The 15,267-nt window shown below is 59.7% G+C and carries 16 protein-coding genes; 9 read left to right on the forward strand and 7 right to left on the reverse strand.

Annotated features, from left to right (window positions below; genetic code table 11):
- Positions 1-10: 10 nt before the first annotated feature.
- Complete coding sequence (locus M5C71_RS17725) at positions 11-868, reverse strand: glycoside hydrolase family 3 N-terminal domain-containing protein (RefSeq protein ID WP_248768390.1); 858 nt, start codon at positions 866-868, stop codon at positions 11-13.
- A gap of 226 nt (positions 869-1,094) precedes the next feature.
- Between M5C71_RS17725 and M5C71_RS17730 the strand changes: the two genes are divergently transcribed.
- Positions 1,095-3,644, forward strand: coding sequence for a LuxR C-terminal-related transcriptional regulator (locus M5C71_RS17730; protein ID WP_248768391.1), 2,550 nt, complete (start codon positions 1,095-1,097; stop codon positions 3,642-3,644).
- A 10-nt stretch (positions 3,645-3,654) separates the two neighbouring features.
- Here the strand turns inward: M5C71_RS17730 and M5C71_RS17735 are convergent, their stop codons facing one another.
- Positions 3,655-4,449 (reverse strand): IclR family transcriptional regulator, encoded by a 795-nt coding sequence (locus M5C71_RS17735; protein WP_103496573.1) that lies wholly within the window; start codon positions 4,447-4,449, stop codon positions 3,655-3,657.
- Positions 4,450-4,634: 185 nt separating this feature from the next.
- Here M5C71_RS17735 and hmgA point away from each other — a divergent pair, with 185 nt between their 5' ends.
- From hmgA to maiA, 3 genes are read left to right on the forward strand one after another with little or no spacing between them, the layout of a single operon-like run.
- On the forward strand, positions 4,635-5,933 hold the full coding sequence (gene hmgA / locus M5C71_RS17740) for a homogentisate 1,2-dioxygenase (RefSeq protein WP_177101063.1): 1,299 nt from the start codon (positions 4,635-4,637) through the stop codon (positions 5,931-5,933).
- Between the two features lie 3 nt (positions 5,934-5,936).
- Positions 5,937-7,241 (forward strand): fumarylacetoacetase, encoded by a 1,305-nt coding sequence (gene fahA, locus M5C71_RS17745; protein ID WP_248768392.1) that lies wholly within the window; start codon positions 5,937-5,939, stop codon positions 7,239-7,241.
- 12 nt (positions 7,242-7,253) lie between these two features.
- Positions 7,254-7,892, forward strand: coding sequence for a maleylacetoacetate isomerase (gene maiA, locus M5C71_RS17750; protein ID WP_248768393.1), 639 nt, complete (start codon positions 7,254-7,256; stop codon positions 7,890-7,892).
- Positions 7,893-7,902: 10 nt separating this feature from the next.
- Here maiA and M5C71_RS17755 read toward each other — a convergent pair whose 3' ends face one another.
- The 3 genes from M5C71_RS17755 to M5C71_RS17765 all read right to left on the reverse strand — a co-directional run bounded on the left by M5C71_RS17755 (position 7,903) and on the right by M5C71_RS17765 (position 9,384).
- Positions 7,903-8,184 carry a type II toxin-antitoxin system RelE/ParE family toxin gene (locus tag M5C71_RS17755; RefSeq protein WP_177101057.1) on the reverse strand — a complete coding sequence of 94 codons (282 nt, stop codon included), beginning with the start codon at positions 8,182-8,184 and terminating at the stop codon, positions 7,903-7,905.
- A complete protein-coding gene (locus M5C71_RS17760; RefSeq protein WP_152740027.1) occupies positions 8,181-8,459 on the reverse strand; it encodes an antitoxin of toxin-antitoxin stability system in 279 nt (92 codons plus the stop codon). The genes M5C71_RS17755 and M5C71_RS17760 overlap by 4 nt, the downstream gene beginning before the upstream one ends.
- 121 nt (positions 8,460-8,580) lie before the next feature.
- A complete protein-coding gene (locus M5C71_RS17765; RefSeq protein ID WP_103496577.1) occupies positions 8,581-9,384 on the reverse strand; it encodes a transglutaminase family protein in 804 nt (267 codons plus the stop codon).
- Positions 9,385-9,562: 178 nt separating this feature from the next.
- Here M5C71_RS17765 and M5C71_RS17770 point away from each other — a divergent pair, with 178 nt between their 5' ends.
- Positions 9,563-10,582: a Glu/Leu/Phe/Val dehydrogenase dimerization domain-containing protein gene (locus M5C71_RS17770; RefSeq protein ID WP_103496578.1), complete on the forward strand. Its 1,020-nt coding sequence runs from the start codon at positions 9,563-9,565 to the stop codon at positions 10,580-10,582.
- Between the two features lie 30 nt (positions 10,583-10,612).
- Here the strand turns inward: M5C71_RS17770 and M5C71_RS17775 are convergent, their stop codons facing one another.
- The gene (locus M5C71_RS17775) at positions 10,613-10,879 is read right to left on the reverse strand and encodes a YebG family protein (RefSeq protein WP_152740026.1); all 267 of its coding nucleotides are present in this window, start codon (positions 10,877-10,879) and stop codon (positions 10,613-10,615) included.
- 280 nt (positions 10,880-11,159) lie between these two features.
- A complete protein-coding gene (locus tag M5C71_RS17780) occupies positions 11,160-12,173 on the reverse strand; it encodes an AraC family transcriptional regulator ligand-binding domain-containing protein (protein WP_349294016.1) in 1,014 nt (337 codons plus the stop codon).
- 354 nt (positions 12,174-12,527) lie between these two features.
- On the opposite strand from M5C71_RS17780, the gene M5C71_RS17785 reads away from it, so the two are divergent.
- From M5C71_RS17785 to M5C71_RS17800, 4 genes are all read left to right on the forward strand, one after another.
- Positions 12,528-13,334 (forward strand): SDR family NAD(P)-dependent oxidoreductase, encoded by an 807-nt coding sequence (locus tag M5C71_RS17785; protein WP_248768395.1) that lies wholly within the window; start codon positions 12,528-12,530, stop codon positions 13,332-13,334.
- Between the two features lie 65 nt (positions 13,335-13,399).
- On the forward strand, positions 13,400-13,852 hold the full coding sequence (locus M5C71_RS17790) for a nuclear transport factor 2 family protein (protein WP_248768396.1): 453 nt from the start codon (positions 13,400-13,402) through the stop codon (positions 13,850-13,852).
- Between the two features lie 185 nt (positions 13,853-14,037).
- Positions 14,038-14,334, forward strand: coding sequence for a YciI family protein (locus tag M5C71_RS17795; protein WP_248768397.1), 297 nt, complete (start codon positions 14,038-14,040; stop codon positions 14,332-14,334).
- A gap of 105 nt (positions 14,335-14,439) precedes the next feature.
- Positions 14,440-15,219, forward strand: a complete 780-nt coding sequence (locus tag M5C71_RS17800; protein ID WP_103496583.1) for an SDR family oxidoreductase — start codon at positions 14,440-14,442, stop codon at positions 15,217-15,219.
- Positions 15,220-15,267: the final 48 nt, after the last annotated feature.

Here is a 15,267-nt window from a genome sequence, read left to right on the forward strand (position 1 = left end):
GATCGCGGTGTTACCAGCTCAGCCCGAACCCTTTGGGCTGGGCGACCGCACCGGCATAGGTTTGGCTATCGTAGCGCTTCCAGGTATTGACCGGCAGCTTGCCTGCGGGGCGGCGATTACCGATCAGGACCTCTGCCAGTGACGTCATCGAACGTCCTCGCCAAACGCCGTTTTCATAGCCGTAAAAGGAATAGCTCGCCACGGCGGCGTCGACGAACTCGGCATAGTTGACCACATCGTAAGGCGCCCGCAGTGACAGATGAACGCGGGTTTTGCCCTGGCTGGCGGCGTAACGCAGGTAGCTCAGGTAAGCGTCATCCTTCATTCGTTGTGCCAGATCCGCGATGGTGGCGGCATCGTCACTGAAGGCGCGCACGTTGATCACCGGATTGGCTGGATTGGCGTTGACGTCGACCACCGGGGCAAAGTTGGTGTTGATGTGCAGTGATTTCATGTCCTGCGCCATCTGCTTGCCTTGTTCGTAGGCCAACTGTCGGTCTGCGCCTCCCTCAATGGCGGCGCTGAGAGCCATATTTCCGGAAAACGAAGCATATTCGCCGCGTGGCAGACGGAAAACGTTGCCGCCTTCATTGTCCGTAGCGATGAAAAGTCTCAGCCCCGTGGATGTTTCCAGCGAGGCATACCATGACGTCAAGCGTGCGATCTGATCCCTGTCCTTGAGGTTGTTGGCAAACAGAATCACCCCGCCAATATGATGGTCCAATATCAGTGTCTTGATCGTGTCATCGGGCTGGGTCATGTCCAGGGTGGCTTTGCCCGCCGGGTCCCAGTAGCGGAAATCCAACATGATTTTCTGGCCGATTTTCTCCTCTATTGTCATGCTTTCGAGCGTTTGCTTGATTCCCATCTCCATGCTCCTTCATGTTTGAAACCATGGAGGTCAGCTAATGCCCCGCGGACTTTTACCGCAGTCCTCCGGTTCGTATTTTTGTGTAAGGTCGATCCGGGGTGATCAGCCAGGCGCCCGGCCTGTCGATTCTTTTATAGGAGTCAATCACTGCCCTGAATACTCATTCGACAAAGCCATCCATGGGGGCTAGGGTGGCCGGATAAAATCAAGAAAGGCCGCCGCAATGACCGCCATGACCCCGCGTCTGGACCGTCCCGGGTTCCTGCCTCGTTTATCTTCCCGCCATTTGCCACGTTCGCGGCTAAGCACACCCTTGATCGAGTCCCAGGCACGGGTCCGCCTGCTCTGTGCGCCCGCCGGCAGCGGCAAGAGCGCCTTGCTCGCCGAATGCCTGCTGCAAGCCCCGCCCAGCTGTGGCGTGTGCTGGCTACCGTTGTCCGGTGCGAATCTCACCCCCGACGCCTTCTGCGCGGCCCTGGCCCAGGCACTTGGGCTGGACGAGTTCCAGGACGAGTCGAGTCTGTTGGCGCGACTGGCGCGCTGGACCACCCCTACCTGGGTTTTTCTCGACGACTATTGCCGTTTGCCTAACCCGGCACTGGATCAACTGCTCGATCGCTTGCTGGCGCTCAGCAGTCCGGTCCTCAACTGGTGGCTGGGCGGGCGGCGGCGGCCTCACTGCAACTGGCCACGGCTGTTGCTCGAAGGTGAACTCTACGAGGTCGAGGGCCCGAGCCTGGCGTTCGAACGCGGCGAAATCGAACAGTTGGTCAGTCACCCGTCGATCACCCTGACCCCACAATGTCTCGATCGGATGGAGCAGTTCACCGCCGGTTGGTGCGCCGGGGTGCGGGTCGCCATGCTGGAAGCGCCGGCCTGGATCGCCAATGTTCCCGACGCCGGATCGCGACGTTCGGCGACCTTGCTCGACTACCTGCAACACGAACTGTTCGATGCCCTGGCACCGGAGCTGGCCGAAGCCTGGCGCGTGCTGGTGCATCTGCCGCGCTTCAATGCCGACCTTTGCGAGCACCTGTTCGGTGCCGGGGAGGGCGCCCAGTGGATGCGTACCCTGCAGGAACTGGGGTGTTTTATCGAACCCTGGGAAGACTCCTCGGAATGGCTGCGGGTGTTCGCGCCGCTGGCCCTGCTGCTGCGCGACGAACCCTGGCCGGCCGGGCGTTCCTGGCATCGCCGCGCCTGCCAGTGGTTCAGTGCCCGCGGCGACTGGCAGGCGGCGGTGGAACAGGCCCTGGCCGCCGAAGAGTTCGAGGTGGCGGCCAGCCTGTTGCACAACTTCACCTTCGATTACCTGTTCCAGGAACAGAACGTGGCGCTGTTGTTGCGCCTGCACGAGCAGCAGCCGGATGACCTGATGTTCGGCACGCCGCATTTGGTGGGGTTGATCACCACGGCGTTGTTGTTCGCCGGACGCTTCGACGAGGCGGCCCACAGCATCGAACAGATGGCCCGATTCTCCCCGCAATCGTCGGCGGCGGCACAACGGCAACTGGTGGCGCGCTGGCAGGCCCAGCAGGGCTGGTTGCTGCACTTGCAGGGGCAGGCACAACGGGCACGTGGACATTTTCTCGAAGCTTTGCAGGACCTGCCGCCGGTCGCCTGGCCGGCGCGGTTGTTCTGCCTGTCGGGGCTGACCCAGCAGGCGCTGCTCGATGGCGAGTTGGAGCAGGCCCATGCCTTGAGTCGCGAAGCCCTGTGCCTGGCACGGGCGCAAGGCTCGCTGTTGTTCGAGGCGCTGCTGGAACTGGACCATGCGCAGTTGCTGGAGCAGCGCGGTGCCCTGCATCGCAGTGAGAGCCTGCTGGACAATATGCATGCCCTGTTGTCGGCCAAGCGTTACCTGGCGGGCCCGTTGCTGGGGCGGATCGCCTTGCGCCAGGGACGGATCGCCCTGCGCCAGGGCCGTGATCAACAAGCCGTCGAGCATTTCCAGGCAGGCCTGGATGAATGCCTGCGCAGCCAGGATAAACAGGCCTTGTACGGTTTTCTCGGGCTGGCCTTGCTGGATGCCAACCACGGCAACTACGCCCAGGCGTTTGTGCGCCTGCGCGATGCCGAACGCTTGATGCAGCAACGGCATATTCCGGATGTGGTGTATCGCGCGGTGCTGCTGATGGTCAGCTGCCATTTCTGGTTGCAGCAGGGGCGGCCGGAGCTGGCGGAAGAGGCGCTGACCCGGGTACTGCGTCACTACAGCGGCGCGGACGGGGTGCAGGCGCCACCGGCGACGCTGGAGTTGATCCCGCGTCTTGAATACCTGTTGGTGTTGGCGCAGGTCTATCTGCACAAGGCCCAGGCGCCGTTGGAGGCGTTGGCGCTATTGCTTGAACAGGCCCAGCGACGGGGCATGCAGGGCATGGAAACCGAACTGCGCCTGGCGCTGGCGGAAGTGGCTTTTCTGCAAGGGCGAGCGGCGCTGGCCAAGAGTCACCTGGAGGAGGGGCTGGCGCTGGTCAGCCGCTGTAATCTGCAACAGGCCTTGCGCGAGTTGCGCTTGCGCCAGCCGGGCATGCTGGCGAGCCTGGGGTTTGAAGAGGCGCTGATCGCCACGGGTGACAATCCCTTGAGCCAGCGCGAACTGGAGGTGCTCAAGCTGATTGCCCTGGGCAGCTCCAATCTGCAGATCGCCGATCAGCTGTTTATTTCACTGCACACGGTGAAAACCCATGCGCGGCGGATTCACAGCAAGCTGGGGGTGGAGCGTCGGACCCAGGCAGTGGCCAAGGCCAAGGCCCTGGGCTTGATGGGTTAGCACTGGGTACTCAGGTCTTCTGATAACCCATCCGCCAACTGACCGCCTCGCTCGCCGCCAGCAACCGCTTGGCCGCCGGGCCGTCTTCATCGGCGTGGAACAGTGACGTCGGCCCCACCACCGTCAGCACCGCCACCACCTGGCCTAGCGCATTGAACACCGGCGCCGACAAGGCATCGACTCCCGGCATCAGCAAGCCATGGACGAAATGCAGCCCGCGCCGGCGGATCTGTTCACAGGTCGCGGTATATACGCTGACATCGGCCAGCGGGTGAGGGTGGCCGGCCTTGAGTTCCGCTTCGCGCAACTCGACCGTTTCCCGATCCGGCAGGAACGCGTTGAACACCAGCCCCGTGGACGAACTGAGCAGCGGCAGCACCGAACCCAACTGCGTCACCACCGTCACCGCGCGCACGGCCGGTTCGATATGCACCACGGTCGCCCCGTGATTGCCCCATACCGCGAGGAAGCAGCTTTCATTCAGGTCGTCGCGCAGCTCCGCCAGTGGCATCGCCGCCACATGCAGCACCTCCATGCTGTTCAGCGCCGCCAGGCCGACCCGCAGTGCTTCGCGCCCCAGGCCGTAGTGGTTGGTCGCCCGGTTCTGTTCGGCGAAGCCGCTGGCGATCAAGGCCTGCAGATAACGGTGGACCTTGCTCGCCGGCATCTGCACATGCTCGGCCAGGCGTGAGAGCGAGGTGCTGGGTGACAGTTCGGCCAGTGCCTTGAGGATATCGGTACCGACCTCCGCCGAGCGGACTTTCTGTTTACCGTTGCTGTCGCTGGTAGGACGCGGCTTTTCCATGGAGGCGATGTAATCCCGGGACGAATGGGCGTCTTTATAGCTTGACGGGCACTGTCAATCAAATTACGTTCTGCATAATCAAGTTACGTTATGCATAATTTCGTTTCCATAAAAATAAACCGACCCGTGCCGCGCTCCCTTTGAATCCGGAGGCAGCCCCAGGTCCACTCCCTCCAGGAGGCTCCATGAACCCCGATTCCACGGTGCTGGCCTATCAGTCCGGCTTCGGTAACGAATTCAGCAGCGAGGCCTTGCCCGGCGCGCTGCCGGTCGGCCAGAACTCCCCACAGAAAGCGCCCTACGGTCTGTATACCGAACTGTTCTCCGGCACGGCCTTTACCATGGCCCGTAGCGAAGCGCGACGTACCTGGATGTATCGCATCCAGCCGTCGGCCCGGCACCCGGCGTTCGTCAAGCTGGAGCGGCAACTGGCCGGTGGCCCGCTGGGTTCGGTCACCCCCAACCGCCTGCGCTGGAACCCGCTGGAGATCCCGGGTGAGCCCACGGATTTCCTCGACGGCCTGGTGAGCATGGCGGCCAACTCGGCGGCGGAGAAACCGGCCGGTATCAGCATCTACAGCTATCGCGCCAACCGCTCCATGGAACGGGTGTTCTTCAACGCCGACGGCGAATGGCTGCTGGTCCCGGAACAGGGCCGGCTGCGGCTCGTCACCGAACTCGGTGTACTGGAGATCGAACCGCTGGAAATCGCCGTCCTGCCCCGTGGCCTGAAATTCCGCGTCGAACTGCTCGACCCGCAAGCCCGTGGTTACCTCGCCGAAAACCATGGCGCGCCGCTACGCCTGCCGGACCTCGGGCCGATCGGCAGCAACGGCCTGGCCAACCCGCGGGACTTCCTCACGCCGGTCGCCCATTACGAAGACCTGCGGCAACCGACCACCCTGGTGCAGAAGTTCCTCGGTGAGCTCTGGGGCTGCGAGCTCGATCATTCGCCCCTCAACGTGGTCGCCTGGCACGGCAACAACGTGCCGTACAAATACGACCTGCGCCGGTTCAACACCATCGGCACGGTCAGCTTCGATCACCCGGACCCGTCGATCTTCACCGTGCTGACTTCGCCCACCAGCGTGCCGGGCATGGCCAACCTCGACTTCGTGATCTTCCCGCCGCGCTGGATGGTGGCCGAGAACACCTTCCGTCCGCCGTGGTTCCATCGCAACCTGATGAACGAATTCATGGGCCTGATCCAGGGCGCCTACGACGCCAAGGCCGAAGGCTTCCTGCCCGGCGGCGCGTCGCTGCACAGTTGCATGAGCGCCCACGGCCCGGACGGTGAAACCTGCACCCGGGCGATTGCCGCCGAGCTGGCGCCAAGCAAGATCGACAACACCATGGCCTTCATGTTCGAGACCAGCCAGGTATTGCGTGCGAGCCGTTTCGCCCTCGATTGCCCGCAGCTGCAAAGCAACTACGATACTTGCTGGGCCACCTTGCCCGTCACTTTCAACCCGAATCGGAGATAACCCATGAGTCAGCCAACCATCCTTCGCAGCTGGGTTGCCTCTGCCAACGGCCATACCGATTTCCCGTTGCAGAACCTGCCGCTGGGGGTGTTCAGTTACCAGGGTTCTACCCCGCGCAGTGGCGTGGCGATCGGCGAGCAGATCTTCGATCTGGAAGCAGCCCTGGAGCTCGGCTTGTTTGACGGTCTGGCCAAGGCCGCTGTCGAAGCGACCCGTGGCGGTCAGTTGAATGCCTTTTTCGAACTCGGCACCGCGGCTCGCGTGGCCTTGCGTGCCCGCCTGCTGGAACTGCTCGGCGAAGGCAGCAGCCTGCGTGGCAAGATCGAAGCCCAGGACGCGAAGCTGCTGCACCTGGCTGCCGATTGCCAGTTGCACCTGCCGGCCAGGATCGGCGACTACACCGATTTTTATGTGGGCATCGAGCATGCACAGAATGTCGGCAAGCTGTTCCGCCCCGACAACCCGCTGCTGCCCAACTACAAGTACGTGCCCATCGGTTACCACGGCCGCGCTTCGACCGTGCGCCCGTCCGGCGCCGAGGTCCGCCGGCCCAAGGGCCAGACCTTGCCCGCTGGGCAGACTGAGCCGACTTTCGGTCCCTGCGCACGACTGGACTACGAACTGGAGCTGGGCATCTGGATCGGCCAGGGAAATGCCATGGGGGAGTCGATTGCCATCGGTGATGCCGCCGAGCATATCGCCGGTTTCTGCCTGCTCAATGACTGGTCGGCACGGGATATCCAGGCCTGGGAATACCAGCCGCTGGGGCCGTTCCTGTCCAAGAGCTTTATCACCAGCGTCTCGCCCTGGGTGGTGACGGCCGAGGCATTGGCGCCGTTCCGCCAGGCCCAGCCGGCGCGTCCGCAAGGCGATCCGCAGCCGTTGCCGTACCTGTTCGACGCGGGCGATCAGCAGGGCGGCGCCTTTGATATCGAACTGGAAGTGTTGCTGCTGACCGAGGCGATGCGCGAGCAGAACCTGCCGGCCCAGCGCCTGACCTTGAGCAACACCCGGCACATGTACTGGACCGTGGCGCAGTTGGTGGCACACCACAGTGTCAACGGCTGCCAGCTGCAGGCCGGCGACCTGTTCGGCTCGGGCACCTTGTCCGGTCCTGACGCGGGGCAGTTCGGCAGCCTGCTGGAGATCACCGAAGGGGGTAAAAAAGCGGTGGAGCTACCATCGGGCGAAGTGCGCAAGTTCCTTGAGGACGGCGACGAAATCATCCTGCGGGCGCGGTGCAACCGTGAAGGTTTTGCTTCCATCGGCTTCGGCGAATGCCGCGGCAAGATTGTCTCGGCGCGTTGAGAGGAGAGGACCATGGAGCTTTACACGTATTACCGTTCCACCTCCTCCTACCGCGTGCGGATCGCCCTGGCCCTCAAGGGCCTGGATTACCACGCGCAGCCGATCAACCTGATCGCCCCGGGCGGTGGTGAGCAGCGTCAGGCGGCGTACCTGGCGATCAACCCCCAGGGCCGGGTGCCGGCCTTGCGCACCGATGCCGGGGATGTGCTGACGCAGTCGCCGGCGATCATCGAGTTTCTCGAGGAGCGTTATCCACAGCCACCGCTGCTGGCCTCGGACCTGCTGACCCGTGCCCGCGCGCGGGCGGTGGCGGCGGTGATCGGTTGCGATATTCATCCGCTGCACAACTCCGGCACCACCAACCTGCTGCGCCAGTGGGGGCATGATGATGCCCAGGTGCAGGAGTGGATCGGCCACTGGGTCAGCCAGGGGCTGACGGCGGTGGAGCAGTTGATTGGTGACGTGGGTTATTGCTTTGGCAAGGAGCCGGGGCTGGCGGATGTATACCTGATTCCACAGCTGTATGCGGCGCAGCGTTTCAAGGTATCGCTGGACGCCTATCCGCGTATTCGCCGGGTGGCGGCGCTGGCGGAACAGCATCCGGCGTTTATCCAGGCACATCCGGCGAATCAGCCGGATACTCCGGCCTGAAGATCGCGAGTCACGAATCAAATGGCCACAGTCGCGCAGTATGCACCAGCGCTAGTATCCAGACGGTTCCGCTGTTGATTTCATACACCAGACGATAATTTTCGTGTGGTATCAGCTCACGGGTGCCGGGTACTGTCCCCGGCCGCCCCATCTCGGGGTGAGTGGCCAGTCTGTTTGCCGCAGCACTGAACAGTTCATCCAACCGTGCCGCCCCATAGGGGGTCTCGGTTGCGATGTAATCCCATATTTCCACACGGTCTTGTTGCGCTTCTGGCGTCCAGATAACGCTCACGCCAGCTTGGCCGCACTCGCGCGGCGCGCCGCAAATTCGGCCTCAACCTCTTCATTCGAGCGACCCCGACCCGCCTCCATCGAGGCCCGTCCCGCCTCGACCTTACGATGCAGGAAGGCTTCATATTCCTGGGATTCGTGCTGACGTTGAATAAAATCGCGCATCAGTTCGCGCAGCACTTGGGACGCAGGCCTATGGACAGCCTGAGCACAGGCCATGAATTCGGCGCGTAGTTCGGGTTCCAGTTTCATCGTGAAAACGGCTTCTTTCGACATGGACAGGCATCTCATCACAAAGTACTGACGTAGTGTATATATCTTCATTACACGATACGACAGAAGCGGACAAAGTGATGGCTAGCGCATACCGGTCTTTTCGATGGCGCCTCACAACCGCCTAATGCACCACCGCATTCGGTGGTAATTGCCCCAGCCGTTCCGTCAGCCGTAGCCGTTGGAGCGGGTCTTCGCTGAGCAGCAGCGCCCGTTCCAGGTCATGGCGTTCGGCCCGTGGGCAATCGAGGCGCTGGTACAGGCTGGCGCGGGCCAGGTAGTCGCCAGCATTGGCCTGGCCCAGTTCCAGGACCCGCTCGGCATCCACCAGGGCCCCGAGGAAGTCGTCGTTGGCCTGGTGCAATTGCCGCAGATTGCGCGACAGGCGCTGGAGCATCTGCACCGGCGTGGCGTTATGCATGTGCTCGGCCTTCAGCACCGTGCTCGGGCCGTACTGGCGGACCAGCAGTTCGCGGCAGTCGTTGGGGTAAAGGCGCCGGCCGCCACACGGGTCGAGCAAATGGTCGGCCCCCGGCACCCGCAGCAGGAAATGCCCGGGAAAATTCACCCCCACCAGCGGAATCTCCAACTGCCGGGCCAGTTCCAGGGCGATCAACGCCAGCGCCAGCGGTTGCCCGCGCCTGCGCTGCAGGACCTTGTCGAGCAGTGCCGCGTGAGGTCGCAGCGGGGTGAACTCGTCCTGCTGGAACCCCAGTTCGTTCAGCCGCCGCAACAGCGGCTGGCCCAACTCGCTGACCGGCAGCATCGGCAGGCCGGCGCTGACCCGTTGTTGCAAGTCGCGGAAATCGCGCAATACGGATTCAGGCAGGACCTGCGGGTCATGTTCGGCTGCTATCCACACGGCTGCTTCAAACACGGCGGGCGGTGTACGTTGCAGGCAGGCGAAAAAGGCTTGGCGGGGGTTCATCGAGATCTCCGGCAGAGTCTCTGTTTTAGCCCCGTGATGGGCTTTCGTCCAGTCCGCTTGCAGCGCTCGAGGGTTATGTCGCAAAAACTGCAAACGCCAGGGGCTTATTCCTGCTTGCTTCTGCAAGCTTTCCCACGAAGCCTATACTCGCTACAGGCAGTATCCAGGGGGCCTCTCGATGTTCGCTCTCATGCAAAGCACTCGTCTTGAGTCGCTGCACCTCAGTGTCGATCCGGTAACCGGGTTGAAGGCGGTGATTGCCATCCACAACCGTCGCCTCGGGCCGGCGCTGGGTGGCTGTCGTTACCTGGCCTATCCCGACGATGAAAGTGCCATGGTCGATGCCATTCGTTTGGCCCAGGGCATGAGCTACAAGGCCGCGCTCGCCGGGTTGCCGGTGGGCGGTGGGAAAGCGGTGATCATTCGTCCGCCTCATGTGGAAAGCCGCGCCGCCTTGTTCGAAGCCTTCGGCCGTTGTATCGAGCAGCTCAACGGGCGCTATATCACCGCCATCGACAGTGGGACCTCCACCGCCGACATGGACTGCATTGCCCAATACACCCAGCACGTCACCAGCACCACCAGCGCTGGCGACCCGTCGCCGCACGCGGCCATGGGCGTGTTTGCCGGGATTCGCACCACCGCCATGGCGCGGCTGGGCAGCGACAACCTGGAAGGTTTGCGAGTGGCGGTGCAAGGGTTGGGTAACGTCGGTTATGCCCTGGCCGAGCAGTTGCACGCGGCGGGTGCGGAGTTGCTGGTCAGCGATACCGACCCGGGCAAGGTGCAACTGGCCATGGAGCAACTGGGGGCCCATCCGATTGCCTGTGAAGCCTTGCTCAGTACCCCATGCGATATTCTCGCCCCTTGCAGCGTGGGCAATGTGCTCACCAGCCAGAGCGTGGCGCAGCTGCGTTGCGCGGCGGTGGCGGGTTCGGCCAGCACCCAGCTGACCCATATCAGCGTTGCCGATCAGTTGGAAAAACGCGGGATTCTTTATGCGCCCGACTACGTGATCAGCGCTGGCGGATTGATCTATGTCACCCTCAGGCACCGGGGCGAGGAACTGTCGACCATCACCGCCCACTTGTCCCGTATCGGCACGCGCCTGACCGAAGTCTTCGCCCATGCCCAGGCGGAAAAGCGCTCGCCGGCGCGGGTGGCCGACGAACTGGCGGAGCGCCTGCTTTACCGTTGAACGAACCGGTTCCTGCCGTCTGGCGTTGTCTTATTCGACAGGGGCAGGGGGCGAGAGCAATTCGCTCAGCGCATCCGGCTGGCTCTTGAACGCCCGGGCGAACACATCGCGGTTTTTCGCCATGTAGATGCCGGCTTCTTCCACCTGCTGCTCGCTCAGCGAGGGCACGGCTTTTTGCAGGACTTCGGCCAGCAGCTCGGCCAGTTCGAGCATTTTGTCATGACGATCAGCTTCGGCTTTATCCATGAACAAACGCTCCAGATCTCGGCTGCTGCGGTATACCACTTCGACGGCCATTCACCACCTCACATGCCTTCACGATAGTTGTGTTTTGCAATTACTGTATTTATATACAGCTAAAAGCATAAGCGAATCCCCAGGGTTTGGGTAGTGGCTTTTTAATGTAGACCTATTTCGTGGTTTTTCAGGTGGACTGAGCTGCCTTTGGCGATCTCGCGGACACCGTTCCCCCTTGAGATAGGGGATGGGCAAATGGGGATGTTTATGACTGACAGCGACGATAAGGGGGGCGAGCTGCTCGGCCAGGAACACGCTGACCGCGCTAGCAAATGCAAGGTCAATCCTGCTGCTCCCGCTTTGCTACGGGAGGCTGAGTCTCACTGGAGACAAGCATTTGCGATCTCGCCCTGGCCGGTGTAATGCCACTCCAGGACTGAAATGCTCGAGCAAAGGAATTGGAATCATCAAACCCTAGAAGGAAAGAGATCTCAGCGCTCGACATGGCCGTGTTCCGTAGATATTGACGCGCCAACGAAGCGCGTAGCGTATCTAATGTCTGTTGAAACGTTGTCCCTTCATCGTGCAATTTACGCTGCAATGTACGGGTACTGACCGCGAGCTTTCGACTGACCGACTGCATCGATACCTCGCCTGCGGGCAAGGATTCAAGCAGGACACTGCGTACCCTATCGGCCATGCCGCACGTCCTCTCCAGGTCGGACAATCGCTGACGCAGGCTAGGTTCGAAGAACAACCACATCTTGTGGTTCTCGGTCAGAAAAGGTCGTTCGACGTCTGCTGCAGCGAATACTACGCAGGCCAGGGGGCTTCTAGTCACAGGAATACCGAAGTAAGCCTGATAGGCATCTGAATCCGACTCAATAGCTAGCGAGGGCCAGCTCACTTGCAATGGTTGCACATGGCTACGAGTCGCCAACCTTGCCAGTTGCACGAAGAACACGATTTTAAAGGCTAAGAAAACTTCTGGTGGCGGCTCGGAAGGATCTAGAAAGTCCATGGTTACCGTGGTGTGCGCGTCAGTACGAACGACCCGAATCGTCATAGGTGCTATTAGCCGCACGTACTGGGCAATCCGTTCGAGAGCGCCGCCTAAATGGGTGCTGCACAATGCTGCGAAAAGCTCCGGATCGAACCAGTCGGAGGACATTACCCTCGCGATCTGCAACGGCGCAGGCAACTCTGCGCAAACAGCCGCAGCCTCAGCATCAATCGCCCGCCACAGCTTGAAAAAATGTGCGGAATCCAAGCGCACGTTTTGCCGCGTGAACAGATCGCCTGGCATCTGTGCGCGACGCAAAACAGGTGCAGTGGCCAATCCGGCATCATGCATCAGCAATCGCCATCCGGGCCAAACAGAGAAGTCCAAAACGGAGCTGCGCTTGCCTGCCATGAAATTTAATTCCTCCTTTTTGGGGGGTATTTCCAGTATCCAGGCACCCCAGTCTAGTGAGCCGATCACGCCACGACAACGACAGATCGCGCCAATATGCCAGTGCGATCTTGGCGGGTTTTGCAGTCATATAGGCGCGTTAGGCGAGTGCCAAATTGTGGTATCCCCAGCAATCTATATGTCATCCGGGGTCTGGGAGCGTCCGTTCGATGAAGTTATCGATGCGACAAATCCCGACCTGCCGGAACCAACCGCGTACTTGAAGGGATGAGACCTCCCATTACTGGTAGACATATGAAAAAGACAATCCTGATCACTGGTGCATCGTCCGGCTTTGGATTGAGGCTGGCGAAAAACCTGCACCAGCAAGGTTTTAATGTCATCGGCACCAGCCGTACACCCGAAAAACACGCAGCGCAACTGCCGTTCAAATTGCTTGAACTGGATGTTGATAATGATGTTTCTATCAGACGGTTTACGGAAAATTTGTTCCAATACATTAAGCATTTGGACGTTCTGGTAAATAACGCCGGTTACATGGTCACTGGTATCGCAGAAGAAACGCCTGTGGAGCTTGGTCATCAACAGTTTGAGACCAATTTTTGGGGCACTGTCAAGGTGACCAATGCCTTGCTCCCCTATTTCAGACGTCAAAAGCAGGGGCAGATAATTACTGTCAGCTCTATCGTCGGTTTGATTGGTCCGCCGAATCTTTCATTTTACACAGCCTCTAAGCACGCGGTTCAAGGTTACTTCAAATCTCTGCGTTTTGAGCTGGATCAATTCAACATAAAAGTCAACATGGTCGAGCCGGTATGGTTTAAGACCAATTTGGCTGTCAATGCGATTTCTGTAACAAACAACCGCATTGCTGACTATGACACTTATCGGACGAAAGTCAACGCGGCCACGCAGAAGGGCATTGATGACGCCGAGGAACCAGGCGCCGTTGTGGAAAAAATCAGAACGCTCATTGAAGCCAAGAGCTCCAAATTCAGTAATCCGGTAGGGAAAATGACTGGCATGATTCTTTTTCTGCAAAGCTACATGCCTAAAATGTTTGAAGGCTCAATATTGAAGAGCGTGCAGTCGGCAAAGTAAGCCAATCCAAACTTAATACCTGACATAGGCAATGTCCCCCTGGATATATAGAACCGGAGATGAAAATGAAGAAAATTGACCAGCATACTGCACATTCTATCCAAACAGCTCGGCCACATGCGGCCGCCCAGGCAGGAATCAAGGAGTGGCATCGCATCGTTGCCGAGTCAGATTGGAAAGAGCTTCCAAGCTTGCTCGCCGAGGACGTTGTCTTTCGCAATCCATCTACCTTCGAACCCTCTCAAGGTAAGGGCCCAATGCACGTGATTCTGCCTGCGGTGTTCAGCGTTCTCGAAAACTTTGAATATCACAGGCACTTCGGTAGTGAAACAGGCTACGTACTGGAGTTCAGTGCGACTATAGGCGATGACCGTGTAACGGGTGTCGACCTTATTGAGTTCAATGATGAGGGCAAGATTGCTGACTTCATGGTAATGATGCGACCAGCAGGCGTCGTGCTGGCATTATCCGCTGAGGTGGGCAAGCGAATTGCTGCTATTCCAGTTGCTGTCGAGTGAGTAAGCTTTTTTAAGTCGGGCCCGATAGTCTGCTCATCATATCTGGCGTGCCCCAAAGCCAGTCGGCTTGGCTTTTCAAGTCGCGGCTGAACTTTTAATTTGCGAACGGCCGGAGCGCGAGTTGTACTCCATGGCAGCACTTCGCCTGGAAAAACGCTTTTCTATATATATCGCGGAGCCAAGGCATGAAATATTTTTTGTGTAAATTCATTCCTCCTCGCGCAGACTTCCTGGCAACCATGTCTAGCAATGAGCGGGAGTGGATGAAGCAGCATGGTGTGTATATGAATGACCTGCTCAATAAAGGATTGATTGTCGCTCACGGTCCTGTAATAGATGAGGTGGGAGGTTATGGCGTCTCACTTTACCAACTTGCTGACGACCAGGATGTTATTGAGTTGACATCGCAAGACCCCATCATCAAGAACGGAGTTGGCCATTACGAGCACTACACCATGCTGCACCTGACAGCGCGTCCTTGACCCCCCCCATGTACGTCGCAATACCAATTTACCATACGACTTTATAAACGCTAGTAATTTACAAATTACAGTGCAGGACATTGTAATTTTATGAGGAATTTTTTTATGTCGACCGCCCTTATCACCGGCGCCTCAAGCGGCATTGGTGCAATCTATGCGCGCCGCTTGGCAGCGCGAGGCCATGACCTGGTGCTTGTCGCTCGTGCCACTGATCGACTCAATGCGCTTGCATCCGAGTTGCGCGATGCGCATGGTGTTTCAGTTGAAGTCATCACTGCCGACTTGACCGACTCGATCCAACTTGACCCTGTTCTGAAGCGCCTGCGCAGCGTACCAGTGATCGATATCTTGGTGAATAACGCTGGGGCGGCACTGGTCGGTGACTTTGCCTGCGCTGAGCCTGACAAGATGCAAACCTTGCTGCGCCTCAACGTCGTCGCTCCAACCCTGCTTGCCTCTGCCGTCATCGATAATATGCTGGCGCGTGGCAACGGCTCGATCATCAACATTGCTTCGGTGTTGGCGCTGCTACCGGAGTATTCTCATGGGATCTATGCAGCCACCAAGGCCTACGTGCTGACGCTGTCGCAAAGCCTGGCGGCCGAAGTTTCAGCAAAAGGGGTGTACGTGCAAGCTGTACTGCCCGCGGCAACGCGCACTGAAATATATGAGCGAGCGGGTGGTGACATCAGCAAGGTGCCAGACGTCATGGAAGTAGAGGCTTTGGTGGATGCTGCGTTGCTCGGCTTTGATCGCCGGGAGTTGGTGACAATTCCTCCTGTGCCTGAAGTGGCCGCCTGGGAGGCTTTCGAGCAGGCAAGGAGTGTTCTCGCTTCCGGCTTTAGCAACTCCGAGCCAGCAGAGCGTTATCGATCCTCAGTATGAATAGTTAGAACTGCATTGCGTGGTGGTCGAGTCATGGATAAGCGCCGG

The sequence above is a fragment of the Pseudomonas sp. MWU12-2345 genome (assembly GCF_023242385.1).
GTDB classification, from domain to species: domain Bacteria; phylum Pseudomonadota; class Gammaproteobacteria; order Pseudomonadales; family Pseudomonadaceae; genus Aquipseudomonas; species Aquipseudomonas gingeri_D.